25 protein-coding genes and 1 pseudogene are annotated in these 25,746 nt (G+C 68.9%); 11 read left to right on the forward strand and 15 right to left on the reverse strand.

Features of this window, described 5'->3' with window-relative positions; translation table 11 throughout:
* The first annotated feature begins 35 nt into the window (after window positions 1–35).
* Entirely contained in the window at window positions 36–1,478 is a 1,443-nt protein-coding gene (locus AC3A6G_RS00730; RefSeq protein WP_487861603.1) for an amidase, read from the forward strand.
* Window positions 1,479–1,492: 14 nt separating this feature from the next.
* Window positions 1,493–2,764, forward strand: coding sequence for an MFS transporter (locus tag AC3A6G_RS00735; protein WP_487861604.1), 1,272 nt, complete (start codon window positions 1,493–1,495; stop codon window positions 2,762–2,764).
* 13 nt (window positions 2,765–2,777) lie between these two features.
* Here AC3A6G_RS00735 and mmsB read toward each other — a convergent pair whose 3' ends face one another.
* From mmsB to AC3A6G_RS00755, 4 genes are read right to left on the reverse strand one after another with little or no spacing between them, the layout of a single operon-like run.
* Window positions 2,778–3,677, reverse strand: coding sequence for a 3-hydroxyisobutyrate dehydrogenase (mmsB, locus tag AC3A6G_RS00740; RefSeq protein ID WP_487861605.1), 900 nt, complete (start codon window positions 3,675–3,677; stop codon window positions 2,778–2,780).
* A gap of 29 nt (window positions 3,678–3,706) precedes the next feature.
* A complete protein-coding gene (locus AC3A6G_RS00745; RefSeq protein WP_487861606.1) occupies window positions 3,707–4,822 on the reverse strand; it encodes an enoyl-CoA hydratase/isomerase family protein in 1,116 nt (371 codons plus the stop codon).
* A 28-nt stretch (window positions 4,823–4,850) separates the two neighbouring features.
* Window positions 4,851–6,005: an acyl-CoA dehydrogenase family protein gene (locus tag AC3A6G_RS00750; RefSeq protein ID WP_487861607.1), complete on the reverse strand. Its 1,155-nt coding sequence runs from the start codon at window positions 6,003–6,005 to the stop codon at window positions 4,851–4,853.
* Between the two features lie 12 nt (window positions 6,006–6,017).
* Complete coding sequence (locus AC3A6G_RS00755) at window positions 6,018–7,541, reverse strand: CoA-acylating methylmalonate-semialdehyde dehydrogenase (RefSeq protein ID WP_487861608.1); 1,524 nt, start codon at window positions 7,539–7,541, stop codon at window positions 6,018–6,020.
* Window positions 7,542–7,678: 137 nt separating this feature from the next.
* Here AC3A6G_RS00755 and AC3A6G_RS00760 point away from each other — a divergent pair, with 137 nt between their 5' ends.
* Window positions 7,679–8,587, forward strand: coding sequence for a LysR family transcriptional regulator (locus AC3A6G_RS00760; RefSeq protein ID WP_487861609.1), 909 nt, complete (start codon window positions 7,679–7,681; stop codon window positions 8,585–8,587).
* Window positions 8,588–8,602: 15 nt separating this feature from the next.
* Here the strand turns inward: AC3A6G_RS00760 and AC3A6G_RS00765 are convergent, their stop codons facing one another.
* From AC3A6G_RS00765 to AC3A6G_RS00775, 3 genes are read right to left on the reverse strand one after another with little or no spacing between them, the layout of a single operon-like run.
* Window positions 8,603–9,670: a DUF4241 domain-containing protein gene (locus AC3A6G_RS00765; RefSeq protein WP_487861610.1), complete on the reverse strand. Its 1,068-nt coding sequence runs from the start codon at window positions 9,668–9,670 to the stop codon at window positions 8,603–8,605.
* A 19-nt stretch (window positions 9,671–9,689) separates the two neighbouring features.
* Window positions 9,690–10,328, reverse strand: a complete 639-nt coding sequence (locus tag AC3A6G_RS00770) for a 3-oxoacid CoA-transferase subunit B (RefSeq protein ID WP_487861611.1) — start codon at window positions 10,326–10,328, stop codon at window positions 9,690–9,692.
* A 1-nt stretch (window position 10,329) separates the two neighbouring features.
* Complete coding sequence (locus AC3A6G_RS00775; RefSeq protein WP_487861612.1) at window positions 10,330–11,142, reverse strand: CoA transferase subunit A; 813 nt, start codon at window positions 11,140–11,142, stop codon at window positions 10,330–10,332.
* A gap of 105 nt (window positions 11,143–11,247) precedes the next feature.
* On the opposite strand from AC3A6G_RS00775, the gene AC3A6G_RS00780 reads away from it, so the two are divergent.
* Both AC3A6G_RS00780 and AC3A6G_RS00785 read left to right on the forward strand, forming a co-directional pair.
* Entirely contained in the window at window positions 11,248–11,829 is a 582-nt protein-coding gene (locus AC3A6G_RS00780; protein WP_487861613.1) for a LuxR C-terminal-related transcriptional regulator, read from the forward strand.
* A 130-nt stretch (window positions 11,830–11,959) separates the two neighbouring features.
* Complete coding sequence (locus AC3A6G_RS00785) at window positions 11,960–12,109, forward strand: hypothetical protein (RefSeq protein ID WP_487861614.1); 150 nt, start codon at window positions 11,960–11,962, stop codon at window positions 12,107–12,109.
* 9 nt (window positions 12,110–12,118) lie between these two features.
* On the opposite strand, the gene AC3A6G_RS00790 is transcribed toward AC3A6G_RS00785, so the two are convergent.
* A complete protein-coding gene (locus AC3A6G_RS00790; RefSeq protein WP_487865888.1) occupies window positions 12,119–13,063 on the reverse strand; it encodes a LysR family transcriptional regulator in 945 nt (314 codons plus the stop codon).
* Window positions 13,064–13,170: 107 nt separating this feature from the next.
* On the opposite strand from AC3A6G_RS00790, the gene AC3A6G_RS00795 reads away from it, so the two are divergent.
* The 3 genes and pseudogenes from AC3A6G_RS00795 (at window position 13,171) to AC3A6G_RS00805 (ending at window position 17,396) form a co-directional block, all read left to right on the forward strand.
* Complete coding sequence (locus tag AC3A6G_RS00795) at window positions 13,171–14,682, forward strand: CoA-acylating methylmalonate-semialdehyde dehydrogenase (protein ID WP_487861616.1); 1,512 nt, start codon at window positions 13,171–13,173, stop codon at window positions 14,680–14,682.
* A 190-nt stretch (window positions 14,683–14,872) separates the two neighbouring features.
* Window positions 14,873–15,274 (forward strand): annotated as a pseudogene (locus tag AC3A6G_RS00800) (class I SAM-dependent methyltransferase); the annotation flags it as partial.
* A 523-nt stretch (window positions 15,275–15,797) separates the two neighbouring features.
* The gene (locus AC3A6G_RS00805; protein ID WP_487861618.1) at window positions 15,798–17,396 is read left to right on the forward strand and encodes an OpgD/OpgG family glucan biosynthesis protein; all 1,599 of its coding nucleotides are present in this window, start codon (window positions 15,798–15,800) and stop codon (window positions 17,394–17,396) included.
* 25 nt (window positions 17,397–17,421) lie between these two features.
* Here AC3A6G_RS00805 and AC3A6G_RS00810 read toward each other — a convergent pair whose 3' ends face one another.
* Together AC3A6G_RS00810 and AC3A6G_RS00815 are read right to left on the reverse strand one after the other, a co-directional pair.
* Window positions 17,422–17,871, reverse strand: coding sequence for a hypothetical protein (locus AC3A6G_RS00810; protein ID WP_487861619.1), 450 nt, complete (start codon window positions 17,869–17,871; stop codon window positions 17,422–17,424).
* Between the two features lie 136 nt (window positions 17,872–18,007).
* Window positions 18,008–18,433 carry an FKBP-type peptidyl-prolyl cis-trans isomerase gene (locus AC3A6G_RS00815; protein ID WP_487861620.1) on the reverse strand — a complete coding sequence of 142 codons (426 nt, stop codon included), beginning with the start codon at window positions 18,431–18,433 and terminating at the stop codon, window positions 18,008–18,010.
* Between the two features lie 105 nt (window positions 18,434–18,538).
* Between AC3A6G_RS00815 and AC3A6G_RS00820 the strand changes: the two genes are divergently transcribed.
* Both AC3A6G_RS00820 and eutC read left to right on the forward strand, forming a co-directional pair.
* Complete coding sequence (locus tag AC3A6G_RS00820) at window positions 18,539–19,933, forward strand: ethanolamine ammonia-lyase subunit EutB (protein ID WP_487861621.1); 1,395 nt, start codon at window positions 18,539–18,541, stop codon at window positions 19,931–19,933.
* Window positions 19,930–20,727, forward strand: a complete 798-nt coding sequence (eutC, locus tag AC3A6G_RS00825; RefSeq protein ID WP_487861622.1) for an ethanolamine ammonia-lyase subunit EutC — start codon at window positions 19,930–19,932, stop codon at window positions 20,725–20,727. Before AC3A6G_RS00820 ends, eutC begins: the two co-directional genes overlap by 4 nt.
* Window positions 20,728–20,780: 53 nt before the next feature.
* Here the strand turns inward: eutC and AC3A6G_RS00830 are convergent, their stop codons facing one another.
* Window positions 20,781–21,128: a nuclear transport factor 2 family protein gene (locus tag AC3A6G_RS00830; RefSeq protein WP_487861623.1), complete on the reverse strand. Its 348-nt coding sequence runs from the start codon at window positions 21,126–21,128 to the stop codon at window positions 20,781–20,783.
* A gap of 52 nt (window positions 21,129–21,180) precedes the next feature.
* Window positions 21,181–21,858, reverse strand: a complete 678-nt coding sequence (locus AC3A6G_RS00835) for a glutathione S-transferase family protein (RefSeq protein WP_487865886.1) — start codon at window positions 21,856–21,858, stop codon at window positions 21,181–21,183.
* Between the two features lie 89 nt (window positions 21,859–21,947).
* Here AC3A6G_RS00835 and AC3A6G_RS00840 point away from each other — a divergent pair, with 89 nt between their 5' ends.
* A complete protein-coding gene (locus AC3A6G_RS00840; RefSeq protein ID WP_487861625.1) occupies window positions 21,948–22,526 on the forward strand; it encodes a peroxidase-related enzyme in 579 nt (192 codons plus the stop codon).
* Between the two features lies 1 nt (window position 22,527).
* Here the strand turns inward: AC3A6G_RS00840 and AC3A6G_RS00845 are convergent, their stop codons facing one another.
* From AC3A6G_RS00845 to AC3A6G_RS00855, 3 genes are read right to left on the reverse strand one after another with little or no spacing between them, the layout of a single operon-like run.
* Window positions 22,528–24,276: a phosphoethanolamine transferase gene (locus tag AC3A6G_RS00845; protein WP_487872821.1), complete on the reverse strand. Its 1,749-nt coding sequence runs from the start codon at window positions 24,274–24,276 to the stop codon at window positions 22,528–22,530.
* A gap of 57 nt (window positions 24,277–24,333) precedes the next feature.
* Complete coding sequence (locus AC3A6G_RS00850; RefSeq protein ID WP_487861627.1) at window positions 24,334–24,906, reverse strand: phosphatase PAP2 family protein; 573 nt, start codon at window positions 24,904–24,906, stop codon at window positions 24,334–24,336.
* Window positions 24,893–25,630 carry a phosphatase PAP2 family protein gene (locus AC3A6G_RS00855; RefSeq protein WP_487861661.1) on the reverse strand — a complete coding sequence of 246 codons (738 nt, stop codon included), beginning with the start codon at window positions 25,628–25,630 and terminating at the stop codon, window positions 24,893–24,895. Before AC3A6G_RS00855 ends, AC3A6G_RS00850 begins: the two co-directional genes overlap by 14 nt.
* Window positions 25,631–25,746: the final 116 nt, after the last annotated feature.

The following is a 25,746-nucleotide window of genomic DNA, read 5'->3' on the forward strand; positions in this document are numbered from 1 at the left end:
GATATTCGCACGATCAATGCAGAAAGAGAACCGTCTTGCCGACCACGACTGAAGATCATCCAGTTAGGTATTCTGATTCATCCAGTAACGCACTCCATCGCCTGGAGATTGCCGAGCTCGCCGCGTGCATCCGCAGCCGCGAGGTCTCGTCCATCGACGCGACACGCGCCCAACTCGAGCGCATCGCCGCGCTCGACGGCAGGCTGCACAGCTACGCGTTGGTCATGGGGGACGAAGCGATGGCGCAGGCCGGACGCGCCGACGCCGAGATCGCGGCCGACCGGTACCGCGGGCCGCTGCACGGCGTGCCCGTTGCCGTGAAGGACTTGTGCGCTACCGCGGGTTTCGCGACCGCGGCCGGCATGGCGATCCACCGCGACCGCATTCCGCACGAGGACGCGACCGTGGTGCGCCGCCTCAAGGAAGCCGGCGCCGTGCTGCTCGGCAAGCTGCAGCTCACCGAAGGCGCGTACTCCGACCATCATCCCGGCATCACGCCGCCACGCAACCCATGGCATGCAGGCCATTGGCCCGGCATGTCGTCGAGCGGCTCGGGCGTGGCGACGGCGGCGGGCCTTTGCCACGGCGCGCTGGGCTCGGACACCGGCGGATCGATCCGCTTTCCGTGTGCCGCCAACGGGCTCACGGGCATCAAGCCGAGCTGGGGCCGCGTGAGCCGCCACGGCGTGTTCGCGCTGGCGCCCTCGCTCGACCACGTCGGGCCGATGGCACGCAGCGCGGTCGATTGCGGCCTGCTGCTCGGCGCGATTGCGGGCGCCGATGCGAACGACCCGGGCGCCGCGCACGCGCCGGTGCCCGACTACCTCGCGGCAGTTGGCGAAGGCATGCACGGCCTGCGCATCGGCATCGACGCCGATTGGAACGCCGACGGCGTGCACCCCGCGACGCAGGCGATGCTCGCGGACGCCACCGCGACCCTGCGCTCGCTTGGCGCGCGCATCGTCGACGTGCGCGTTCCCGACATGGCGCAGGCGGTGGCCGACTGGTTTCCGCTTTGTGCGGACGAGGCGGCCGTGGTGCATGCAGCGACCTTTCCGTCGCAGCGCGGCGCGTACGGGCCGGTGCTGTCATCGGTGCTCGATGCCGGCCTGGCGGTGCGTGGCCCGGCAGTGCAGGCGATCCACGCGCGGCGCGCGCGCCTGCGCGGCCAGGTCGATGCGCTGCTCGGCGGCGTCGACCTGCTGCTCGCGCCGGTGCATCCGTTCGCATCGCCCACGGTTGCCGAGATGCAGGTGCTCGGCGAGACGCCGGCGCTGGTGTCGGCGCTGCTGCGCTACACCGCGCCCTTCGACATGACCGGCCATCCGACGATCACGCTGCCGGGCGGCTTCACCGCGACGGGCCTGCCGCTGGCGTTCCAGCTGGTCGCCACGCGCATGGACGAGGCGACACTGGTGCGCGCGGGCGCCGCCTTCCAGCGCGCCACCCGCTGGCACCGCGGCCATCCGCTCGACTGACGGGAACGAAGACCATGCAGACAACACCTTCCAGCGTTTCCCCCGCGCCGCCGCGCGCACGGCTCTTCCACGGCTGGCTCGTGGTGGCCGGCGCCTTCGCCGTGATGCTCGTGGGCTTCGGCAGCGCCTACACATTCAGCGCCTTTCTCGAGCCGCTGCAGCGCGACTTCGGCGCCTCGCGCGGCTCGGTGTCGCTGGTGTTCTCGCTCGCAGGCTTCCTGTACTTCGGCCTCGGCGTGCTCAGCGGGCCGCTGGCCGATCGCTGGGGATCGCGCCGGCTCGCGGTTGCGGGCATGGTGCTGGTCGGCGCCGGGCTGGCCGCCGCGGGCCGGGCAGAGACGCTGACCCAGGTCTACCTGGCGTACGGGCTCGGCGTCGGGCTCGGCGTGGGTGCGTCCTACGTGCCGGTGCTGGGCGCGGTGCAGCGCTGGTTCGTGCGGCGCCGCGGCTTCGCTTCGGGCTTGGCGGTGAGCGGCATCGGCGTGGGCACGCTGCTGATGCCGCCGCTGGCGGCGCTGCTGATCGACAGTCTTGGTTGGCGCAACGCGTACCTGGCGCTGGGCGCCCTGGCGGTGGTGGTGGGCGTGGGCATGGCACTGCTGGTCGAGGACGATCCGCGCCACCGCGGCCTCGGCCCCGACGGCGACCCGCCGCCGCCCGAGGCCGCAAGCGCCCATGCCGCAGCGGCCGGTGCCTCGGTGCGCGCTGCGGTGGCATCGCGGCGTTTCGCGGGGCTGTATGCGGCGTGCCTGATCAGCTCGTTCGGGCTCTTCGTGCCCTTCGTCCACCTGGTGCCCTATGCGCTCGACCATGGCGTGGCGCCCGGCTCCGCCGTGCTGCTGCTGGGCGCGATCGGCGTCGGCAGCACGGCGGGCCGGTTCTTCCTCGGCGGGCTGGCCGACCGCATCGGCCGCCGGTTCGCGCTGCCCCTGATGTCGGCGGGCATGGCGTGCTCGCTCGTGCTGTGGGCGGTGTCGGGCAATTTCTGGGGATTGGCCTTGTTCGCGTTCGGCTACGGCGTGTTCTACGGCGGCTTCGTCGCGCTGCTGCCGGCGCTGGTGATGGACCATTTCGGCGGCCGCAACATCGGCGCGATCATCGGCGTGCTCTACACGAGCGTGGCGGTCGGCACGCTGGTCGGGCCGACCGCGGCAGGCTACGCCTTCGACCTGAGCCGCAGCTACCTGCTGCCGATCTTGGCGAGCATCGGCGCGAACCTCGTTGCCGCCGGGCTCCTGCTGGCGATGGCCCGGGGCGATGCGGCCACCGGCCGTGCAGCGGACTGAGCCGCCCGGCCGATCAGGACGCCTTCTTCTGCACCAGCTTCAGCACGCTCGAAAAATCGAGCGCGCCGTGCCCCGCGAGGCTGTGCGCCGCATAGAGGCTGCGCGCCAGGCCGCCGAGCGGCGTGGCGGCGCGAACGGCCGTGGCGTTCTCCTGCGCGAGGCCCAGGTCCTTGAGCATCAGGTCGGTGCCGAAGCCGCCCGCATAGTTCTTCGACGCGGGCGCGGTGTCCATCACGCCCGGCATCGGGTTGTACTTCTCGAGCGCCCAGTTGCCGCCCGAGCTGCGGCGCATGATCTCGGACAGCACCTTCGGGTCGAGCCCGTTCGCCACGCCGAGCGCCAGCGCCTCGGAGGTGCCGATCATCAAGATGCCGAGCAGCATGTTGTTGCAGATCTTCGCGGTCTGCCCCGCACCCGCGGCGCCGGCGTGGAAGATGTTGGCGCCCATCTTCTCGAGCACGGGCCGCGCGCGTTCCAGGTCTTGCGCGTCGCCGCCGACCATGAAGGTCAGCGTGCCGGCGATGGCGCCGCCGGTGCCGCCGGAGACCGGCGCATCGATCATCGCGATGCCCTTCGCAGCCGCCGCGGCGGCCACTTTCTGCGACGTGGCCGCGGCGATGGTGCTGCTGTCGATCACGAGCGTGCCAGGCTCGATCTTTTCGAGCAGGCCGGGCTTGCCCTGGGCGCCGAGGAACAGCCCTTCGACATGCGCGCTGGCCGGCAGCATGCTGACCACGACCTCGGCGCCGGCCACCGCATCGGCGGCCGAGGCGGCAATGGCGAGGCCCTCGGCCGCGAACTTGCTGCAGGCATCGGTCGACAGGTCGAAGGCGCTGAGCACGTGGCCCGCCTTCATCAGGTTGAGGGCCATCGGGCCGCCCATGTTGCCCAGGCCGATGAAAGCGATCTTCATTGTCTGTCTCCGTTCGTTGTTCGCGTTGTTTACTTCAGCGCCGCCAGTTCGGCCGGCATCTCGCCGCGCGGGCGCAGGTGGTCCTCGATGAACTCGGGCGTGATTTCCTCGATGCTGGCCGGCGACCACTTCGGGTTGCGGTCCTTGTCGATCAGCACCGCGCGAATGCCCTCGGCAAAGTCCTTGTGCGCGCAGAAGCCGAGCGAGGCCCAGTATTCGAGCCGGAACACCTCGGCCAGCGACATGCGGTGCACGCGCTGCCAGAGCTCGAAGCTCAGCGCGGCCGAGCTCGGCGCGCCCTTCATGAAGCTCTTGGCGGCCGTCTGCAGCCAGGGGTCGTCGCTTTGCAGTGCGCGCAGGCGCTTCGCGATGTCGAGCAGGTCGTCGCCGGCCATCAGCGCGTTGATCGTGTCGTAGTGCTCGCGCACCTTCGAAGGCGGCAGCGCGGCGCCCTCGCCGGCCCCGGCCAGGATGCGCGAGAGCGTCGCGCGGTCGGCCTTGCCGTTGCCGGCCCATGCGGCGGCGGCGATGGCCTCGACCACGGCGGCCTTGCGCCCATGCGGCACCAGCACGTCGGCCAGGCCGCAGAAGATCGCATCGGCCGCATTGAGGTTGGCGGCCGTGAGCGCGAGGAACAGGCCGGTGCGCCCGGGCGTGCGGCGCAGGAACCAACTGCCGCCCACGTCGGGGTACAGGCCGATGGCGATCTCGGGCATGGCGATGCGGCTTTGCTCGGTGACCACGCGGTGCGAGCAGCCCGCCATCAGGCCCACGCCGCCGCCCATGACGATGCCGTGGCCCCAGCACAGGAACGGCTTCGGAAAGGTGTGGATCAGGTGGTCGAGCTCGTACTCCTCGCGGAAGAAGTCTTCGGCGTAGGTGTTGCGCGCGGGGCCGCATTCGCCGAGCGTCTGGTAGAGCTGGCGCAGATCGCCGCCGGCGCAGAAGGCTTTTTCGCCCGCGGCCTGGAGCACGACGCCCACCACGCCGCCGTCGGCGGCCCATTCGCGCAGCCTGGGCGTGAGCAGGCGCACCATGTCCACCGAAAGCGCATTGAGCGAAGCAGGGGCGTTGAGCGTGGCGGTGGCAAAGCGCTTGCCGCCGGCGGTCTTGATTTCGTCGAAGAGAACTACGGAGTCGGTCATTGTCTTGAGGGTTTCCGGATGCGGGGCGTCAGCGGATGTCGCTGTCCCCTTCCAGCAATTTTCGCGCAACGATCACGCGCATGATCTCGTTGGTGCCTTCGAGGATCTGGTGCACGCGCGCATCGCGCACCAGGCGCTCGAGCGGGAACTCGGCCAGGTAGCCGTAGCCGCCGTGCAGCTGCAGCGCGTCGTTGCACACGTTGAAGCCCGCATCGGTCGCGAAGCGCTTGGCCATGGCGCAATAGGTGCTTGCATCGGCATGGCCCGCATCGAGCTTGCTGGCGGCCAGCCGCACCATCTGCCGTGCGGCCACGAGCTCGGTCGCCATGTCGGCGAGCTTGAACTGCAGCGCCTGGAAGCTCGCGAGCGGCTTGCCGAACTGCTGGCGCTCGTGCAGGTAGCGGCGCGCCGCGTCGAGCGCGCCCTGCGCCGCGCCGACCGAGCAGGTCGCGATGTTGATGCGGCCGCCGTCGAGGCCCTTCATCGCGATGCGGAAGCCCTCGCCCTCGCTGCCCAGCAGGTTCGCGGCCGGGATGCGCACGTTGTCGAAGCTGATGGTGCGCGTGGGCTGGCTGTTCCAGCCCATCTTGTGCTCCTTCTTGCCGTAGCTCACGCCCGGCGCATCGGCCGGCACCGCGAAGGCCGAGATGCCGCCCGCGCCGCCGCCGCCCGTGCGCGCCATGAGCACCAGCACGTCGGTCGCGCCCGCGCCCGAGATGAAGGCCTTGCCGCCGTTGATGACGTAGTCGTTGCCCTGCAGCTCGGCGCGCGTCTTGAGCGAGCCGGCGTCCGAGCCGGCACCGGGTTCGGTCAGGCAGTACGAGGCGAGCTTGCGCCCGCTGGTGAGGTCTTCGCCCCACTCGGCGGCGACCGCGTCGGTGCCCCAGGTGCCGAGCATCCACGTCGCCATGTTGTGGATCGTGATGAAGGCCGTGGTCGAGGGGTCGACCGCGGCCATCTCCTCGAACACCAGCGCCGCATCGAGCCGCGGCAGCCCGAGGCCGCCGATGCGCTCGGGCGCGTAGAGGCCACAGAAACCCAGCTCGCCCGCCTTGGCGATGGCTTCCTTCGGGAAGATCGCCTCGGCGTCCCAGCGGGCCGCATGCGGCGCGAACTCGGCCTGGGCGAATTCGCGCGCCGAATCCGCGAAGGCGCGCTGCTCTTCGGAAAGCTCGAAGTCCATTCGCTCGACTTCTTACTTGAGACTGATCGTTGTGTTGACGCCTTGCGACACCGTGCTGTCGTCGAACCAGCGCGCGGTCACCGTCTTGGTCTGCGTGTAGAACATGATGACCTGCTTGCCGTACGGCCCGAGATCGCCGAGCTTCGAGGCGCGCGAACCGGTGAACGAGAACATCGGCACCGGCACCGGGATCGGCACGTTGATGCCGACCTGGCCCACGTCGATGTCTTCCTGGAACTTGCGCGCGGCGGCACCCGACTGCGTGAAGATCGCGGTGCCGTTGCCGTTCGGGTTGCTGTTGATCAGCGCGATGGCCTCGTCGATGGTCTCGGCATCGGCCACGCACAGCACCGGCCCGAACACCTCCTGGTCATAGATCGTCATGCCGGGCTTCACGCCCGAGAAGACCGTCGGTCCGACGAAGTTGCCCTTCTCGTAGCCCGGCACGGTCGGCTTGCGGCCGTCGAGCGCGAGCGTGGCGCCGTCGGCCACACCGCGTTCGATGAGGCTGTTGACGCGCTCGTAGGCGGCGCACGAGACCAGTGGGCCCACGTCCACGCCCTTCTCGGTGCCGGCGCCGATCTTCAGCGTCTTGGCCTTGGCGATGAGGTCGGGCACCCAGTTGCGCGCCTCGCCCACGAGCACCGCCACCGACACCGCCATGCAGCGCTGGCCCGCAGCGCCGAAGCTCGCGCCGGCCAGTGCGTTGAGCGTCTGCTCCTTGTTGGCGTCGGGCATGACGATGGCGTGGTTCTTCGCCCCCATCATGCATTGCACGCGCTTGCCGGCCAGCGTGGCGCGGTTGTAGACGTGCGTGCCGACCTTGGTCGAGCCGACGAAGCTGATCGCCTTGATGTCCTTGTGGTCGCAGATGCCGTTGACCACCGCCTCGCCGCCATGCACTACGTTGAGCACGCCGGGCGGAATGCCGGCCTGGAGCGCGAGTTCACACAGGCGCATGGTCACCATCGGGTCCTGCTCGGAGGGCTTCAGCACGAAGGTGTTGCCCGTGACGATCGCCATCGGGAACATCCACAGCGGGATCATGGCCGGAAAGTTGAACGGCGTGATGCCCGCGCACACGCCCAGCGGCTGCAGCAGCGTGTAGGTGTCGACGCCATTGGCCACGTTGTTGGCCATCTCGCCGAGCTGCAGGTTGCCGATGGCCGCCGCATGCTCGACCACCTCGAGGCCGCGGAACACGTCGCCTTCGGCATCGGGCAGCGTCTTGCCCTGCTCGGCCGTAAGGATCGCGGCCAGCTCGGCCATGTTCTCGCGGATGAGCTGCTGGTACTTGAGGAAGATGCGCGCGCGGGCGCCGATCGGCGTCTTGCGCCAGGTCTTGAATGCGTCCTTGGCGGAAGCGACGGCGGCATCGAGTTCGGCCTGCGTGGCGAAGGGCACGCGCGCCAGCACTTCCTGCGTGGCCGGGTTGACGATGTCGCGCCATTCGGTGGTCTTCGACTCGACGAACTGGCCGCCGATCAAGAGCTTGACGGTGGCGACCTGGGTCTTGGATGTGGTGGTGGCGTCCATGGGGTTTGTCTCCTGTGAATACGGGGCCTGAATGGCGGGTTCGACACGCATCGTAGCTTTGCAGATTTGCCATGACAATAGACAAAATTGCGCCAGCGCTTTGCAAAAATGCAGATCACCACGGGGAGAACGCGCACATGGACTGGGACAACCTTCGCTACTTTCTCGAACTGGCCCGCTCGGGCACGCTGATGAGCGCCGCGCGCCGGCTCGAGGTCGACCACACCACGGTGGCGCGGCGCATCCAGGCGCTCGAAAAGGAAGTGGGTGCCCCGCTCTTCTCGCGCGAGTCGGGCGGCCACCGGCTCACCGAGGCCGGCCGCAGGCTGCAGCCGCAGGTCGAGGCGATGGAGAGCGCGTTCCAGGCGGTCGAAAGCACCGCGCCCGCGTCGCAGGAGGGCCTCTCGGGGCTGGTACGCATCGGCGCGACCGAGGGCTTCGGCACGGTGGTGCTGGCGCCGCAGCTCGCGCGCTTCGCGCAGCAGCACCCAAAGCTCACCATCGACCTGCTCGCCATGCCGCGGCTGGTACACCTCTCGCGGCGCGAGGCCGACATCGTGATCTCGCTCGAACGGCCCGCGCGCGGGCCGGTGGTGGTGACCAAGCTCACCGACTACACGCTGCGGCTCTATGCCTCGAAGAAGTACCTGGCCGCGCACAAGCCCATCAAGACGCGCGAAGACCTGCGCGGCCACACGTTCATCAGCTACGTGGACGACCTGCTGTTCAGCAAGGAGCTGCAATACCTCGACGAGCTGCACCGTCCCGACGCGTTCGCGCTGCGCAGCACCAGCGTGCTCGCGCAGCACCGCGCGGTGGCGGCGGACGCGGGTATCGCCGTGCTGCCGGCCTTCGTGGCCGACGAGGACCGGTCGCTGCGCCCGGTGCTCGAGGACCAGGCGAACTTCACGCGCACGTTCTGGATGTCGATGCCCGCGGAGACCAAGCACCTTGCGCGGATGCAGGCGGTGTGGGCCTTCCTGCGCGAGACGGCCGAGGCGCAGAAGGCCGTGCTGCTGCCGCGCACCCGAAAGCAGGCCGCTTAGCGCACGCCGGATGCCTCAAGAAAAGAGGCGCTTCCACAGGCTCTTGCCGGCCGCCGGCCCGCCCGCAGCCGCCTCGGAGCTCTCGAGCAGCTCGATCAGCCCCGGCACCCGCGGCTTCGTGAGCCACCGGGCATAGGCAAGGTAGTTCTCGGCCTTTCCCTCGATGCGGAGTTGCTCCGGCATGGCGGGGCACGGCCGGTCGCCCAGCAGCAGGCGCAGGGCTTCGAGCTGGTTCATGCGGATCGCACTGGCGATCGCGGTTTCGCCGAGCGACGGAATGATCTCGTTGGCCCCCGCAAGCCCGGCGCCGAGCAGCGACCCGACCGCTGCCGTATCGCCGCCGATGGCTGCGGCGCCGAGCGCTTCGAGTGCCTCGCGCTTTTCGGGGGAAAGGCTCGCGGCGTAATCGTCGTCGCGCTTGTCGTCCTCGCTGCGCGGATCGCCGCCCTGCATCGTCATGAAGTCGGTCACCAGCGCCACAGGTTCGTCCGACGTATCGAGCGCCCAGTAGCTCGGGTAGCTGCCGTCGCCCCATCCCGAGGTGAAGATCAGCACGTTGTTCGCATTGCCCTCGCCGAGCGGGTAGTGGTCGGCCACGTCCTTGTCGCCCAGTTCGGTGCCGAGCACGTCGTCGTAGTAGCTGATGTAGCCGGGCTCGGCCGATTCGCGCGCGTCGCGCTCGGCGAGGGCCGCTGCGCAGTCGGCGTCCATGAAGCAGCCCACGCCAGCATCGACGGGATAGCCGTAGAACTCGTCGTCGCCCAGGTCTTCGGGCGACTGGCCGTCGATCAATGCCGGCGTCCAGTGCAAGTCGGCGGCCTGCAGGCCTTCGCGCCCGCGCAGCCAGAGCACCGCCAGTGCGTGACGCCCGCCGTGCTGCACTACGTCGACAGGGAAGGTGCCGCGCACGCCGACGCTGCGGGCAAAGGCGGCGCGCTCGGGCTGCACCAGCGGATCGCAGGCCACGATGCGCCCGCTCGTGATGCGAAGCATCCCGCAAGGCTGCCGCTGCAGGCGCCGCCATTGCAGCGCCTCGTCGTCCAGAAGGATGCTCTGCAGGTTGTCCGGGTCGAGATAGGCCATGGGTACCGTGCGGCCTGCCTTACTGGATCAGCTTGGCCCCCGTCTTCGCCTGCAGCGCATCGAAGCTCACGCCGGGCGCGAGCTCGACGACCTTCAGGCCCTCGGGCACCACGTCCATCACGGCCAGGTCGGTGATGACGCGGTCGACCACGCCCACGCCGGTCAGCGGCAGCGTGCACTCCTCGAGGATCTTCAGGTCCTCGGTGCCGTCCTTCTTCCTGGCGACGTGTTCCATCAGCACGATCACGCGCTTCACGCCGGCCACGAGGTCCATGGCGCCGCCCATGCCCTTGACCATCTTGCCGGGAATCATCCAGTTGGCGAGGTCGCCCTTCACGCTGACCTGCATCGCGCCGAGGATCGACAGGTTGATCTTGCCGCCGCGGATCATCGCGAAGCTGTCGTGGCTGCCGAAGATGGCCGAGCCCGGCAGCGTGGTGACGGTCTGCTTGCCGGCATTGATCAGGTCGGCGTCGACCTGGTCCTCGGTCGGGAACGGGCCGATGCCGAGCATGCCGTTCTCGCTCTGCAGCCACACTTCCTTGTCGCCGACGAAGTTGGCCACCAGCGTGGGAATGCCGATGCCCAGGTTCACGTAGAAGCCGTCTTCGAGTTCTTGCGCCGCGCGTGCAGCCATCTGATCTTGGGTCCAGGGCATCTCAGGCTCCTTCTTTGTTGTTGTTGTTGACGACCTTGGCGGGCGCGGGCACCTCGCTGCCGGCGGCGGCCTGGGCGATCGCGGCCTGGGCCTCGACCTTCGCGGCGGCGGCATCGACCGCGGCGCTCAGGGTGCGCTTCTCGATGCGCTTCTCAGGGTTGGCGTTGAGCACGATGCGGTGCACGTAGATGCCCGGCAGATGGATGTCGTCGGGCGCCAGTTCGCCGATCTCGACGATCTTCTCGACTTCGACGATGCAGACCTTGCCGGCCATCGCGGCGGCCGGGTTGAAGTTGCGCGCCGTGAGGCGGAAGCGCAGGTTGCCGGCCTTGTCGGCCACGTCGGCTTTCACCAGGGCCACGTCGGGCACCAGCGAGCGCTCCATCACGTAGGTCTCGCCGTCGAACTCGCGCAGCTCCTTGCCCTCTGCCACCTGCGTGCCGACACCGGTCTTGGTGAAGAAGGCCGGAATGCCCGCGCCGCCTGCCCGCAGCTTCTCGGCCAGTGTGCCCTGCGGCGTGAATTCGAGTTGCAGTTCGCCCGCCAGGTACTGGCGCTCGAACTCCTTGTTCTCGCCCACGTACGACGCGATCATCTTCTGGATCTGGCGCGTCTCGAGCAGCTTGCCGAGGCCGAAGCCGTCGACGCCCGCGTTGTTCGAGATCACGGTGAGGTTCTGCACGCCCGTGTCCTTGAGCGCCTCGATCAGCGCCTCGGGAATGCCGCACAGGCCGAAGCCGCCGACCGCGAGCATCTGCCCGTCGGCCACGACCCCCTTGAGTGCCGCGTCGGCGGAGGGATAAATCTTGTTCACTCGAACTCCTTGGTGGATGAATGGAGAGTGGCTGGAAGGAAGGAAAGAATGTCCTGAACGATACTACGTACCCGCATACGTAGTATTTCGTAATGGTGACTCCCGATGCCCGACCGCGCGCCGCCTGAGATCGACTACCGGCTCGCCTTCGAGCAGGCGCCCGTCGGCATGGTGGTGTCGCGCAACCGCACCATCGTGGCCTGCAACCGGCGGGTGTGCGAGATTTTCGGCGCAACCCCCTCGGCCCTGGTGGGGCATTCGTTCAGCATCCTGTACCCGAGCGTGGCCGAGTTCGAGCGCATCGGCAAGCGCATGGAGCCGTTCCTGAACGCCAGCGGCCACTATGCCGACAACCGCATGATGAAGCGGCTCGGCGCCCTGCACGGCGCCATGGCGGGCGAGACCTTCTGGTGCCACGTCACGGGCCAGGCGCTCAACCGCGAGGCGCCGCACGAAGCCGGCATCTGGACCTTCGAGGACCTGGGCGCGCGCCGCGCCGACAAGGCCGAGCTCACGCCGCGCGAGCGCGAGGTGGCCGCGCAGGTGATGCGCGGGCTCACCTCCAAGGAGATCGGCCGTGCGCTCGGCATCAGTCACCGCACGGTCGAGCTGCACCGGGCCCGGCTGATGCGCAAGTACGCGGCGGCCACCACGGCGGAGCTGGTGCAGAAGCTCATCGCGGGCTGACCCATGCGCCGGCGATCGTTGCAGAAACGGAAACGCGGTGTCGCCGAAAGCCCCGCGCCGGGCTGCGGGCCGAGGCCTATCGTGGAGGCATGCGGGCAACCCGCCCGCAGCCACTCAAAGGAGTCTCGCCATGTCCACCGCTCTTCATTCCGAACAAAGCCAGTTGCGCGCCCAGAAGCTGCCCGCTGCCCGCCTGCATGCGCTGGCCGCGCACCAGCTGCCGGTCGCGCTGACGCTCGGTGCCGTGATCCTGTCGGTGCTCGGGGTCAATCGGCCTTGATCTGCGCCCTCAGGGCAGCGGAAACCCTTCGCCGAGCGTCTCGCGCAGGTGGCCCACGAACAGGTCGACCGCGCGCGGGATGTGCAGCGAATAGGGCCGTATCGCATAGATGCGGTCGGCGAACGCGCCCGTGGGCTGCCAGTCGGGCAGCACCTCGACCAGCTTGCCGGCCTGCAGGCCCGATTGCGCGCTGAAGTCGGGCAAGAGCGCGATGCCCAGGCCCGCCTGCGCAGCATCGCGCAGCGCTTCGCTGTTGTTGGCGGCCAGCGGCCCGGCGATGGGCACCGTCACGCGGCCGGCCTGGCGCGTGCGGGCGTTCCGCCGCTCGAAGGACCACACGTTGGTTTCCTGCCCGCGCGGGTAGTGCAGGCAGTCGTGCTCGGCCAGCATGGCCGGCGCCAGCGGCGTGCCCTTGCGGCGCAGGTAGGCACCGCTGGCCACCAGCACCGAGCGCGTGTCGCACAGGCGCCAGGCCACGTGCGTGTCGGGCGGCGAGGCCGCATGCCGCACCGCGAGGTCGAAGCCCTCGGTGGCGAGCGAACTGAGGCGGTCCGACAGCTCCATCTCGATGCGGATCGCCGGATGTGCGAGCAGGAAATCGGCCAGCCTGGGCAGCAGTTGCTGCCGGCCGAGCGCCACCGGCGCCGTCACGCGCACCAGGCCGCGCGGCTCGCCCCCATGGTCCTGCGCCTTCAGGAAGCTATGCGCGATCTGCTCGAAGGGCTCGCGGGTCTGGTCGACCAGCTGCTGGCCGGCCTCGGTGAGCCGCATGCTGCGCGTGGTGCGGCGCACCAGCGGCACGCCCGCGGCGCGCTCGAGCTCGGCGATGCGCTGGCTCATGGCGGCCTTGCTCACGCCCAGGCGCGCCGCGGCGGCGGTGTAGCTGCCCTGCTGGCCGAGCACGATGAGCCAGTGCAGGTGGGTCCAGAGCGACTCGGCTTTTTGCGATTCCATGGCTCCATTGTTCACCATGGCGAACAAACAGTTCAATCCTGGCACCTAGGCAAGCAGCGCCCGCTTTCCTAGACTGGCAACATCACTCCACCATCGTCGGGACCTCCATGACCACACAGATCGCGCATTTCATCGGCGGCCAGCGCACCGCCGGCGGCAACTCCGACCGCACGCAAGACGTCACCAACCCCGCTTCGGGCAAGGTCACCGGCAAGGTGGTGCTGGCCGGTGCGGCCGATGTCGACGCGGCCGTGGCCGCCGCCCAGGCCGCGTTTCCGAAGTGGTCCGACACGCCGCCGATCCGGCGCGCGCGCGTGATGTTCAAGTTCCTGGAGCTCTTGAACCTGCACAAGGACGAGCTCGCCCACATGATCACGGCCGAGCACGGCAAGGTGTTCACCGACGCGCAGGGCGAGGTCTCGCGCGGCATCGACATCGTCGAGTTCGCCTGCGGCATCCCGCAGCTGCTCAAGGGCGACTTCACCGACCAGGTCTCCACCGGCATCGACAACTGGACGCTGCGCCAGCCGCTGGGCGTGGTGGCGGGCATCACGCCGTTCAACTTCCCGGTGATGGTGCCGATGTGGATGTTCCCGGTGGCCATTGCCGCGGGCAATACCTTCATCCTCAAGCCCAGCCCGACCGATCCGACGCCGTCGCTGCGCATGGCCGAGCTGCTGAAGGAAGCGGGCCTGCCCGACGGCGTGTTCAACGTGGTGCAGGGCGACAAGGTCGCGGTCGATGCGCTGCTCGAGCACCCCGACGTCAAGGCTGTGAGCTTCGTGGGTTCGACGCCCATCGCCAACTACATCTACGAAACCGGCGCGCGCCACGGCAAGCGCGTGCAGGCGCTCGGCGGCGCGAAGAACCACATGGTGGTGATGCCCGACGCCGACATCGACCAGACGGTGGACGCGCTGATCGGCGCGGGCTACGGCTCGGCCGGCGAGCGCTGCATGGCGATCAGCGTTGCGGTGCTCGTGGGCGATGCGGCCGACAAGATCATGCCCAAGCTCATCGAGCGCACGAAGGCGCTCAAGGTGCTCGACGGCGAGAACCTGGCCGCCGAGATGGGCCCGATCGTCACGCGCGCGGCGCACGAACGCATCACCGGCTACATCGCCCAGGGCGAGAAGGAAGGCGCGAAGCTGCTGGTCGACGGCCGTCAGTTCGACGGCAACCAGGCGGGCGCGGGCTGCGGCGACGGCTTCTGGATGGGCGGCACGCTGTTCGACCACGTCACGCCCGAGATGCGCATCTACAAGGAAGAGATCTTCGGCCCCGTGCTCTCGTGCGTGCGCGTGGCGAACTTCCAGGACGCCATCGACCTGGTCAACGCCCACGAGTTCGGCAATGGCGTGAGCTGCTTCACGCGCGACGGCAACGTGGCGCGCGAGTTCGGCCGCCGGATCCAGGTGGGCATGGTCGGCATCAATGTGCCGATTCCGGTGCCGATGGCCTGGCACGGCTTCGGCGGCTGGAAGCGCTCGCTGTTCGGCGACATGCATGCCTACGGCGAGGAAGGCGTGCGCTTCTACACCAAGCAGAAGTCGATCATGCAACGCTGGCCCGAAAGCACGCCCAAGGGCGCCGAGTTCGTGATGCCCACGGCCAAGTAGGCGCCGCACGCCCCCTCAGCCGCAGAGGGGGCACAACCTAAAGTCTGACTTGCCGCTCGCGGCCGCAGCGGCCAGACTGGGGCATGTTCTCGTTCGACCGACCATGACCCACGGCAAGGCCGCGCGCCGCCTTGCGGCGGTGCCCTCCACCTTGCGCATTCCGCTGGCGGCGCGCGCATCCGGCGACACGATGTTTCCGCAGCTCGCCGTGCGCGACGCCTATGCCGCCTCGATCCTCGAAAGGATCCGCGACGACGGCGACGCGCTGCCCGAGGACCGGACCACGATCTACGGCATCCTGAAGCGCACGCGCCACCTGCGCAGCCTGGCGCAGCAGTTCCTTCAGCGGCATCCGGGGGCCAGGGTGGTGAACATGGGCTGCGGGCTGAGCCACTACTTCCAGTGGCTCGACGACGGGGCGTGCCGGCTCACCGATGCCGACCTGCCCGAAGTGCTCGACCTGCGCCGCGAGCTGATTCCCAAGCTCGGCCCGCGTCACGACGAGCGCGCACTCGATCTGGCGCTGCCCGACTGGTGGGAGCAGCTTGGGCTGCCGACGCGCCGGCGCCGCGGTGCGCAGCCGGTGTTCCTCTTCACCGAAGGCGTGCTGATGTACCTGACGCCGGCACAGGTGCGCGCAGTGCTCGCCACTTTCGGCGAACGTGCGCCTGCGGGATCGGTGCTGGCCTTCGACGCCATCTGCTGGCTCGGCGTGGGCCATGCGGCGCGGCATCCTTCGGTGCGCGCCACCGGCGCGGAATTTCTCTGGGGCGTGCGCCGCCCCGCCGAGCTTGCCCAGGCCCATTCGCGCCTTCGGCTGGCCACCACCCACCGTTTGCTCGAAGGTGCGGGCCTGCCCTATGCGCTGTTCGGGACGTTCTCGATGCTGCTGTTCGGCGTACCGGCGTATGCCGTGTACGCGCTCGAGGCGATGGACGCACAAGAACATAAATCTACAAACTTTGCAAATTCGGCGCCTGTCTGGCCCGAAAAACGCGGGTTGGCTGACGCGGCGGGTGCGCTGCAGCAGGCATGCTCGCTGCTTCACTGCGTGTGCTGCCTCAGCCTGCCACACTCCCCACTTTTCCAACCTGCACGAAACGACGCCTATCTACATGCTCGATCGCCGATCCTTCCTTGCCGCTGGTGGTGCCGCCGCCGCACTCGCCGCCCTTGGACTGCCCGAAGAGGCACTGGCCGCCAATGGCCTGCAACTGAGCCAGCCCGCGCCTTTTTCGTTCGATGGTCTCGTGGCCCACGCCAGGCGCCTTGCCGGCCAGGCCTACACCGGCCCCAAGCCGCTAGCGCCCGAAGTGCTCGAGAAGATCGACTACGACGCACACGGCAAGATCCGGTTCGATCCCGCCAACGCCCTCTTCCGCGACGGGCCCGGCGCCTTTCCCGTCACCTTCTTCCACCTGGGCCGCTTTTTCCAGGCGCCAGTGCGCATGCACGTGCTCGAGAACGCCGGCGGCGACATGTTCGCGCGCGAGGTGCGCTACAGCCCTTCATATTTCTCGATGCCGCCCGACAGCCCCGCGCGCGCGCTGCCCGCGGGCGCCGGCTTCGCGGGTTTCCGGCTGCAGGAGAGCCGCTTCGGCGACCAAACCAAGCTCGACTGGCAGAAGAACGACTGGGTGGCGTTCCTGGGCGCCTCGTACTTCCGCGCGATCGGCGAGCTCTACCAGTACGGCCTCTCGGCCCGCGGCATAGCGCTCGACGTGGCGGTGCCGGAAAAGTCGGAGGAATTCCCCAATTTCACGCGCTTCTATTTCGAGGCGCCGGCCGCGGACAACGCCACCTCGATGACCGTCTACGCGCTGCTCGAGGGGCCGAGCATCACGGGCGTCTTCAAGTTCGTCATGCAGCGCGGCAAGGCGGTCATCATGGACATCGATTCGCGCCTGTTCCTGCGCCGCGACGTCGCGCGCCTCGGGCTGGTGCCGCTCACGTCGATGTACTGGTATTCGGAGACCGTGAAGCCCACCGCCATCGACTGGCGGCCCGAAGTGCACGACTCCGACGGCCTCGCGATCTGGAACGGCGCGGGCGAGCGCATCTGGCGCCCGCTCAACAACCCCACGCAGACGCGCGCCTCGGCCTTCGCCGACACGCGCCCGCGCGGCTTCGGCCTGCTGCAGCGCGACCGCGTCTTCGACAACTACCAGGACGGCGTCAACTACGAGAAGCGCCCGAGCCTCTGGATCGAGCCGCTCGGCGACTGGGGCGAAGGCTCGGTGCAGCTGATCGAGATTCCGACCGACGACGAGATCCACGACAACGTGGTCGCCTTCTGGGTGCCCAAGGCCGAAGCCAAGGCCGGTTCGAGCTACAGCCTCAAGTACCGGCTGCACTGGACCGACCAGGAGCCCTTTCCGTCGCCGCTCGCGCGCTGCGTGGCGACCCGCATCGGCCGCGGCGGCCAGCCGGGCCAGCCGCGCCCGGCTGGCGTGCGCAAGTTCATGGTCGAGTTCGTCGGCCAGCCGCTGACCACCGTGCCCTTCGGCGTCAAGCCCGAACTCGTGCTGACCGCGCCGCGCGGCAAGTTCTCGTACGTCTTTGCCGAGGCCGTGCCCAACGGCGTGCCGGGCCACTGGCGCGCGCAGTTCGACTTCACGCCCGAAGGCACCGAGCCGATCGACATGCGGCTCTACCTGAAGAACGGCGACCAGACGCTGACCGAGACCTGGCTCTACCAGTTTCAGCCAGGTTGAGTGGCTTGGGGCGAGGCTTCGTGCCTCAGCCGACGAAGTCGTCCACGCACTTCCACATGACATCGGCGTAGCTGACGCCAGCCAGCATGCGCGCGGGATCGGGAAACCGGTCGCCGCGCGTGACCCTGGCCGTTCGGCCCCAGACGTTGAACCGGCTGGCCAGCGGATGGTCGTCGGCGACGCGCGCGAGCCACAGCCCCGAGCGCGGGCACGGCGCGACGCCGTGAACCCATTCGGTGCTGCCGTTCGCCGTGGTGGTCGAGAAGTCGGAGAGGCTGTCTTCGGGGCTGCCGGCCACCGCGACGAACGCCGCGCCCAGGCCGCCGACCACGAAACCGATCGCGCCGCCTGCTGCTGCAAACAAGAGCCCGAGCGCGGCGCCGGCGGCATCGGCCGCGTCGTGGCAACCGCACATCGAATGGCCGATGAATGCGCCGATCACAGTGCCAGCGATCGAGAAAGCCAGCCAGATCATCCGGCGCATTATGGGAGGGCGAAAAACGACAACGTCCTTCGCACGCCACCCAGGCGCCATTCCGAGGCGCCAAACGTGACGGACTGCACACTCTTTTTTCGCGCAGTCGGGCCGATTGCCGCCGCGCGCGCGCCGGTCAGCGCTTCTTGACCGACACCAGCTCGACTTCGAAGTTGAGCGTCGCGTTCGGCGGAATCACGCCGCCTGCGCCGCGCGCACCGTAGGCGATCGCGGGCGGGCAGGTCAGCTTGGCCTTGCCGCCGGGCTTCATCTTCTGCACGCCTTCGGTCCAGCAGGGGATCACGCCATTGAGCGGAAATTCGGTCGGCTCGCCGCGGCTGTAGGAACTGTCGAACTCCTTGCCGCTGTCGGGGAAGGTGCCGCGGTAGTGCACCTTGACCACATCGGTCGCGGCGGGCGATGCGCCACTGCCTTCCTTGAGCGACTGGTAGACCAGGCCGCTCGACGTGGTGACGGGCGCGGACTGGGCCCACGCGGTGGAGACCGCGCACAGCGAGACCAGGGCGGTACAAAGGAGCGACGACGGGGAGGAAGACTTCACTGAACACCTCGGGGAATGAAGAAACACCGATTATGGCGAGCGGCAGATCGCCCCTTGCCTTGGGGGTGGCGCACTGTCAACATCCGCCGATCGAAGGACATCGAGATGCGCTACCGCACCACCATCGCCGGCCAGGTCTTCGCGTTCGACGCGCTGCGTCAGGTCATGGCCGCGGCCAGCCCCGCGCGTTCGGGCGACTACCTCGCGGGCATCGGCGCGGCCACCGCGCAGCAGCGCATGGCGGCGCGCCACGTGCTTGCGGAGACACCGCTCAGCCAGTTCCTGAACGAGGCGCTGATTCCCTACGAGAGCGACAACATCACCCGGCTCATCGTCGACGGCCATGATGCGGCGGCCTTTGCGCCGGTGTCCCACCTCACGGTCGGCGACTTCCGCAACTGGCTGCTATCGGCGCAGGCCACCACCGAGGCGCTCACCGCCCTCGCGCCGGGGCTTACGCCCGAGATGGTCGCGGCCGTGTCCAAGCTCATGCGCAACCAGGACCTGATCTCGGTGGCCAGCAAGTGCCGCGTCGTCACGCGCTTTCGCAACACCCTCGGCCTGCCGGGCCACCTTGCGGTGCGGCTGCAGCCCAACCACCCCACCGACGACCTGCACGGCGTGGCCGCCTCCACGCTCGACGGCCTGCTCTATGGCGCGGGCGACGCGGTGATCGGCATCAATCCGGTGTCGGACAGCCTGCCGGTGCTCGAGCGCCTGCTGCGCATGCTCGACGAAGTGATCCAGCGCTTCGACATCCCGACCCAGAGCTGCGTCCTCACGCATGTGACCAACACGCTCCGGCTCGCCGAAGCCGGCGCACCCGTCGACCTGGTGTTCCAGTCGATCGCAGGCACCGAGAAGGCGAACCTGTCGTTCGGCGTGACCCCCGCGCTGCTCGACGAGGCCCACGCCGCCGCGCAGGCGCTGAACCGCGGCACCGTCGGCAACAACCTCATGTACTTCGAGACCGGCCAGGGCAGCGCCCTGTCGGCCGACGCGAACTTCGGCGTCGACCAGCAGACCTGCGAGGTGCGCGCCTATGCGCTGGCGCGTCGCTACCAGCCGCTGCTGATCAACACCGTCGTCGGCTTCATCGGCCCCGAGTACCTGTACGACGGCAAGCAGATCATCCGCGCCGGCCTCGAGGACCACTGCTGCGGCAAGCTGCTCGGCCTGCCGATCGGCTGCGACATCTGCTACACCAACCATGCGGAGGCCGACCAGGACGACATGGACAACCTGCTGGTGCTGCTCGGCACCGCGGGCGTCAACTTCATCATGGGCGTTCCGGGCGCCGACGACGTGATGCTCAACTACCAGAGCACTTCGTTCCACGATGCACTGTTCCTGCGCCAGACCCTCGGCCTGAAGCGCGCGCCCGAGTTCGAGGCCTGGCTGCAGCGCATGCAGATCACGGACGGCGCCGGACGGCTCGCAGCGCCCTCTTCCAACCGCCTGCTGGCCGACATGGGCGGGCTGGCCGCACTCGCGCCATGAACGACGAGCCCGTCACCCCCAGCCCCTGGTCGGCATGGCGTTCGGCCACGCCCGCGCGGCTCGCGCTGGGCCGCGCCGGTGCCGGCATGCCGACGGACGAGATACTGCGCTTCGGCTGGGCCCATGCGATGGCGCGGGATGCGATCCACGCGCCGCTCGATGTCGATGCGCTCGAAGCCGCGCTGTGCGCCGAGCACGGGGCGGTGCTTCGCGCGCGCAGCCGCGCCGAAGACCGCACCGCCTACCTGCGCCGCCCCGACCTGGGCCGCCAGCTCGACCCCGCGGATGCCGAACGCCTGCGCGCCGCCGCTGCCGCCATCGGGCCGTGCGAGGTCTGCGTCGTGGTGGGCGACGGCCTTTCGTCGCTCGCCGTCGCACGCCATGCCGCGCCGCTGCTCGCCACGCTGCGCCCGCTGCTGCCGCCCGGCGTTCGCTTCGCGCCCGTGGTGATCGCCACGCAGGCGCGCGTGGCGCTGGCCGACGAGGCCGGCGAACTGTTCGGCGCCGCGCTCTCCGTCATGCTCATCGGCGAAAGGCCCGGGCTCAGCTCGCCCGACAGCCTCGGCATCTACCTGACCCATTCGCCGAAGCGCGGCCGCAACGACGCCGAGCGCAACTGCATCTCGAACGTGCGCCCCGAAGGCCTGCCGTACGACACCGCGGCGTTCAAGCTGGCCTGGCTGATGCGCGAGGCGCTGCGCCGCGGGCTGACGGGCGTGGCGCTCAAGGACGAGAGCGAGCGCGCGGTGATCGACACAGAACGCAACGCCCGGCTCGCCCCTTCAGCGGGGTAGCTCTTTGGCACGCTGACCCCGGAGCCGCCGGTCTTCGAGCGGCAAATCACATTTCATCCTTGAAGCACGAAAGCCTGCAGCTCGGCCATCTTTCCATCACGGAACCGCCAGACGTCGCAGTAGGCGCAGGGTCGTGTGTTTCCCACCTCGTCCCTCAACGTGATCTCGCCGAGCGCGGCAACGAAGTCACCGTCGCCGATCATGTGGTGAACCTGAAAACGGGGCGGCTCCTTGTAGGTGGCGGCCATCCACTCGCGAACCGCCTGCTTGCCTCGCAGGACGGTATCCCCCACGAAGGTCCATACGGTGTCCTCGGTGCAGAACTTCAGGAATCCCTCGAAGTCGCCATCCTTGATGGCGGCGTTGGCGGCAACGAGGATGGTCTTGTGGTCTTCCGGCATGTCGAAATCTCCTACATCGAATGGCGCTGGTGTGTGTCCGCGCAATGGGCGCTCACGCCCGGTCGGGCCTGATGTCGGGCGCCGGCGTCGCCGAAACGCCCTGCGTTTCGGCTGCGCGCGACTGTGCAGCCATCGCGGCCTCGAAGCCGGGCCGCGTTCGAAGGCGCTCCCAGTACGCCGCCACGGCGGGTGTGAAGCGTTCGCAAAACCCCAGGTGCTCGGCCAGCAACAGCGCATAGCCGACCGACACGTCCGCGGCAGTGAAGCGCCCCGCACAGAGATGGTCGCGCTCGGCCAGCAACGGCTCCAGCGTTCGCAGCCGCGCCAGAAACCACTTGCCGTAGTCGTCGGCGACCTGCGGCTGCTTTCGCTCTGGCGATTCGAAGTGCACATAGCGCAGCACCAGCGTTTGCGGAAAGGTCAGGGTCGCCTCGCCGAAATGGAGATAGTTGAGGTAGGGACCAAAGTCAGCTTCGTCAGGGCCCACGTCCAATTGGCCCGGGGAGAACCGCGCGGCCAGGTACTGGCAGATCGCGGCCGATTCGGTCATGCGCACCGCGCCGTCGGCGATCAGCGGCACCGTGCCGAGCGAATTGACCTCGAGGTACGGCCGCGACAGCACGCGCGGCGGAAAGGGCAGCATCCTGAGCTCATAGGCGATGCCGATCTCCTCGAGCATCCAGAGGGGCCGGAACGAGCGTGCGCTGACGCAATGGTGAAGGGTAATCATGTGTCGCTGGGCAGGGGTCCGCCGTGATCTTGCACCAGATGGCCGATTCGCGGTGCCTATGATCGTGGCATCACATCCAGGAGACGACCATGCCCGTTCGCTATCCCCTCGCCAAACTCGAGAACCTGCCCGACGACATCCGCACCGCCATCCTCGCGGTGCAGGAAAAGGCGGGCTTCGTGCCCAATGTGTTTCTCGGCCTTGCGCGCCGCCCGGCCGAGTGGCGTGCTTTCTTCGCCTACCACGACGCGCTGATGCTGAAGGAGGAAGGCTCGCTCACCAAGGGCGACCGCGAGATGATCGTCACCACCACCAGCGCCGCCAACAAGTGCCTCTACTGCGTGGTGGCGCATGGTGCGCTGCTGCGCATCTACGAGAAGAAGCCGCTGGTGGCGGACCAGGTGGCGGTGAACTACCGCAAGGCCGACATCACGCCGCGCCAGCGCGCGATGCTCGACTTTGCGATGAAGGTCTGCGAGCGCTCGCACGAGATCGAGGAAGCCGACTTCGCGGCGCTGCATGCCCACGGCTTCGACGACGAGGACATCTGGGACATCGCGTCGATCACCGCCTTCTTCGGCCTGAGCAACCGGATTGCGAGCTTCAGCGGGATGCCGCCGAACCCCGAGTTCTTCCTGATGGGCCGGGTGCCGCGCGAGAAGAAATAACTCACGCACGACTGCGGCACGAGGCCAGCGCGTCGAGCGACCGCCGATAGGTGGGATTGCCCACGTCCATGAGCCCGAGCACCGTGTGAAAGAGGTTGTCGTGCGTGAGCGGCGCGTCGAGCCCCGCCTCGAGGCAGGCGCGCGAAAGTCCGCGGCGCGCGCTCATGCCCTGGCCGAACCACGCGACCATCGGCACATGCTTCTGCACCTCGGGTGCAAAGCCGTACGGCAGACCGTGCAGGAACAGACCGTACTCGCCGAGCGATTCGCCGTGGTCGCTCAGGTAGAGCAGCGCCGTGTCGTAACGCCCCGACTGGTCCCTGAGCCAGTCGATGGTCCGGGCCAGGAAACGGTCGGTCTGGGCGATCGAGTTGTCGTAGGCATTCAGCAGTTCGGCATGGCCGCATTCGGCCAGCGCGTTGGTCCGGCACTCCGGCAGAAAGCGTTTCACATCGGACGCCGAACGCCTGTAGTAGGCCGGGCCGTGGCTTCCCATCTGGTACATCACCAGCACCACGCCCCTCGCCCGGCGCTCGGTAGGCAGCGCGGCGATGCGCGCATCGAGGCCCTTCAGCATCACGTCGTCCAGGCATTCCTCGCCATCGCACAGCGCTGCCTTGTCGGCGGGCGCCAGGCCATCGTAGGCCGAGGCGCTCGGGATGCGCGCGCAGACATCCTTGCACCCCGCCTGGTTGTCGAGCCACAGCACGGCAAGGCCGGCCGCCTGCAGCACGTCGACGAGGTTCTCGTGGTCGTCCGTGCGCGATTCGTAGCCCTGCTTGCCGAGGTGCGAGAACATGCAGGGCACCGATGCCAGCGTGTTGGTGCCGCAGGAATGCACGTCGCGCCAGCTCAGCGCGCCGCGCGCGGCGAGCTCGGGCGTGGTGTCGCGCGCATAGCCATCGAGCCCGAAGTGGTCGGCCCGCGCGGTCTCGCCCACCACCAGCACGAAGAGCGGTGGCCGTGCCTGCCCCGCATAGCTGGCGCCAAGCGTGGTGCCGGCGGTGATCGGAACCAGCTTGCGGTGGCGCTTGAACATCGGCTTAAGCAGCACCGACCCGGCCGAATACATGCTGGCAACGGGATTCATCATGTAGCGCAAGTGCACGTTGTTGCGCATCAGCGGTGCGAGCTGGCGGTTCATCGACACGGCGGCCAGCAGCGCCACCGCCACCGACAGCAGCAGCAGCGCCGCATTGCGCCAGAGCCCCGACGCCGCACGCACCGGCGCAACGCGCAGCCGCCAGAGCGCGAGCGCCGGCAGCAGCGCCACCACCAGCACATGGAAGGCCATGCGCCAGCCCAGCAGGTCGCGCACCTCGTTGAGGTCGGTCTGCAGCACGTTGGCGATCATGGTCGGGTCCATCACCACGCGGTATTCGAGCGTGTAGTGCTGCGCGAAGGCGGCCAGCAGCACCACCGCCAGCCACAGCGGCTTCATCCCCCGCGGCCAGGCGGTGAACGACAGCAGCGCCACCGTGGCGCAGACCAGCAGCACCGCCATCGCGGCGATCGTCGACAGGTAGATGGCGGGCGCGCCGCCGATGCGCGCGAGCTCGCTCCACAGCGGCCAGTTGGCGGCCGCCGCGAGATAGATGGCAAGCCATGCGACGACCTGCTGCGGCGAGCGCGGCCGCGCCAGCACGCGGTCGACATGCGCCCGCAATGCATCGGCGCGGACCCACCACGACGGCGCAGCGGGCAGCGCGGTGACCCGCACGGGCGCGGGTTCGATTCGGGAGAAAGACATGCGCCCACTGTAGGAAGCGCAACTGAAGGAAGCCTGAACCGCGCGTTCAGGCGGCGTTCAGGTGGCCCGGGCCTTTCGTGCCCGCAACCGCGGCCGCATCCAGGCGCGCAGCGCGACATTGAGCGGCCGCGAGACGCGCCGCTCGACCGCGATCGACACCAGCGCCGCGAGCATCGCGCCCACCACCACGTCGGTCGGAAAGTGCAGACCCAGGAACACGCGGCTCCATCCGACCACCGCCGCGATCGCGAGCGCCGCGAACATCGGTCCGCGCCGGGGCAGGCACCAGAGCGCAAACGCCGCCGCGAAGGTGCCCGCGGCATGCAGGCTCGGAAAGCCGGGCCGCATGCCCTGCGGCTCCCATTGCACACCGAGGCCGAAGAACGCCGGCCGCGGAAACGGCAGCACCGAGCGGAACACGTTCACCAGCAGCCAGACGGCCAGCACGCTGACCACGGCGGTGAAACAGGCATAGCGCAGCCGGCGATCGAACAGCGCGCCGCAGAGGATGCCGGCAGCCAGCAGCGTCGGCAGCACGTCGGAGGCGAAGCGCGCGAACGCGATGCTCCATGCGGGCGCGGCGACGCCCGCGTTCACCAGCTCGAAGAGCGCGACGTCAAGGGCTCGCATGCAGCGCATCCGGTTTGGCTTGCGGCAGGGAGCGAACGGCGCGCGCCGAGGCGAGCAGTTCGATGGCGAAGCCGACCACCCAGCAGATCCAGCCGGTCCAGAGCGTGTGGCTCATGAAATGAGCGCCGCGCCACTGCTGCGACAGCCCCAGCGCCAGGCCGGCCGCGAGCGACACGCCGAGCCAGCGCGCGGCGGCGCGCGGCGACACCCTGCGCAGCACGAAGAAGCCGCCCGCATAGGCCAACGCCGCCGATGCATGCCCGGCGGGAAAGCAGCCGCCCGGGCCGCCGTCGTGAACACGCCAGGCCCAGTGCGACACATGGCGGGCCACGCCGCTGAATTCCTGCAGGTCCCAGGGGCAGCTCGTGTGGCTCGCATGCTTGATCGCGCTGATCGCGGCCACCGAAAGCAGCACCGTCAAGGCGAGCTGCGCACGCGCAGCGGCAGGCAGGCGCCGCAGCAAGCCCACCGGCCAGCGGATCGCGGCGAACAGCGCGATCAACAGCAGCCAGCTCAGGTCCTTCGCGCCCTCGTGCATCACCTGCACGAGAAAGGCGTTGTCGCGCCAGGGGAAGCCCATGGGCGTGCCCGCGAGGCGCGCCAGCGCCAGGTCGCCGCCCGTGGCGTCCCACGCCAGCAGCACCGCCAGGGCAGCCAGCGTCAGCCACGCAAGGCGGCGGTTCGACGGGTTCATCGGGCGATAGGGGGCAACAACACGCGTCATGGACATGAAAAGCAGCAAGCCAGGAAAATTCGCGCGAGGCTACGTGGGCGAGATGAACCCAGCCTGAAGCGGTGGTGGGCACGCCCGGCGCTAGACTCCCGCTTCTTTTTTCCCCC

It is taken from the genome of Variovorax sp. Soil_C_26, from assembly GCF_057657075.1.

What these genes read in the sequence shown, in the direction of transcription:
- AC3A6G_RS00805 (WP_487861618.1), top strand. Translation starts at nt 15,798, where the DNA reads ATGCTCGATCGCCGATCCTTCCTTGCCGCTGGTGGTGCCGCCGCCGCA.
- AC3A6G_RS00790 (WP_487865888.1), bottom strand. Translation starts at nt 13,063, where the DNA reads ATGGAATCGCAAAAAGCCGAGTCGCTCTGGACCCACCTGCACTGGCTC.
- AC3A6G_RS00810 (WP_487861619.1), bottom strand. Translation starts at nt 17,871, where the DNA reads ATGATCTGGCTGGCTTTCTCGATCGCTGGCACTGTGATCGGCGCATTC.
- AC3A6G_RS00760 (WP_487861609.1), top strand. Translation starts at nt 7,679, where the DNA reads ATGGACTGGGACAACCTTCGCTACTTTCTCGAACTGGCCCGCTCGGGC.
- AC3A6G_RS00850 (WP_487861627.1), bottom strand. Translation starts at nt 24,906, where the DNA reads ATGCGAGCCCTTGACGTCGCGCTCTTCGAGCTGGTGAACGCGGGCGTC.
- AC3A6G_RS00770 (WP_487861611.1), bottom strand. Translation starts at nt 10,328, where the DNA reads ATGCCCTGGACCCAAGATCAGATGGCTGCACGCGCGGCGCAAGAACTC.
- AC3A6G_RS00735 (WP_487861604.1), top strand. Translation starts at nt 1,493, where the DNA reads ATGCAGACAACACCTTCCAGCGTTTCCCCCGCGCCGCCGCGCGCACGG.
- AC3A6G_RS00750 (WP_487861607.1), bottom strand. Translation starts at nt 6,005, where the DNA reads ATGGACTTCGAGCTTTCCGAAGAGCAGCGCGCCTTCGCGGATTCGGCG.
- eutC (WP_487861622.1), top strand. Translation starts at nt 19,930, where the DNA reads ATGAACGACGAGCCCGTCACCCCCAGCCCCTGGTCGGCATGGCGTTCG.
- AC3A6G_RS00855 (WP_487861661.1), bottom strand. Translation starts at nt 25,630, where the DNA reads ATGACGCGTGTTGTTGCCCCCTATCGCCCGATGAACCCGTCGAACCGC.
- AC3A6G_RS00830 (WP_487861623.1), bottom strand. Translation starts at nt 21,128, where the DNA reads ATGCCGGAAGACCACAAGACCATCCTCGTTGCCGCCAACGCCGCCATC.
- AC3A6G_RS00840 (WP_487861625.1), top strand. Translation starts at nt 21,948, where the DNA reads ATGCCCGTTCGCTATCCCCTCGCCAAACTCGAGAACCTGCCCGACGAC.
- AC3A6G_RS00755 (WP_487861608.1), bottom strand. Translation starts at nt 7,541, where the DNA reads ATGGACGCCACCACCACATCCAAGACCCAGGTCGCCACCGTCAAGCTC.
- AC3A6G_RS00745 (WP_487861606.1), bottom strand. Translation starts at nt 4,822, where the DNA reads ATGACCGACTCCGTAGTTCTCTTCGACGAAATCAAGACCGCCGGCGGC.
- AC3A6G_RS00785 (WP_487861614.1), top strand. Translation starts at nt 11,960, where the DNA reads ATGTCCACCGCTCTTCATTCCGAACAAAGCCAGTTGCGCGCCCAGAAG.
- mmsB (WP_487861605.1), bottom strand. Translation starts at nt 3,677, where the DNA reads ATGAAGATCGCTTTCATCGGCCTGGGCAACATGGGCGGCCCGATGGCC.
- AC3A6G_RS00795 (WP_487861616.1), top strand. Translation starts at nt 13,171, where the DNA reads ATGACCACACAGATCGCGCATTTCATCGGCGGCCAGCGCACCGCCGGC.
- AC3A6G_RS00835 (WP_487865886.1), bottom strand. Translation starts at nt 21,858, where the DNA reads ATGATTACCCTTCACCATTGCGTCAGCGCACGCTCGTTCCGGCCCCTC.
- AC3A6G_RS00765 (WP_487861610.1), bottom strand. Translation starts at nt 9,670, where the DNA reads ATGGCCTATCTCGACCCGGACAACCTGCAGAGCATCCTTCTGGACGAC.
- AC3A6G_RS00845 (WP_487872821.1), bottom strand. Translation starts at nt 24,276, where the DNA reads ATGTCTTTCTCCCGAATCGAACCCGCGCCCGTGCGGGTCACCGCGCTG.
- AC3A6G_RS00780 (WP_487861613.1), top strand. Translation starts at nt 11,248, where the DNA reads ATGCCCGACCGCGCGCCGCCTGAGATCGACTACCGGCTCGCCTTCGAG.
- AC3A6G_RS00820 (WP_487861621.1), top strand. Translation starts at nt 18,539, where the DNA reads ATGCGCTACCGCACCACCATCGCCGGCCAGGTCTTCGCGTTCGACGCG.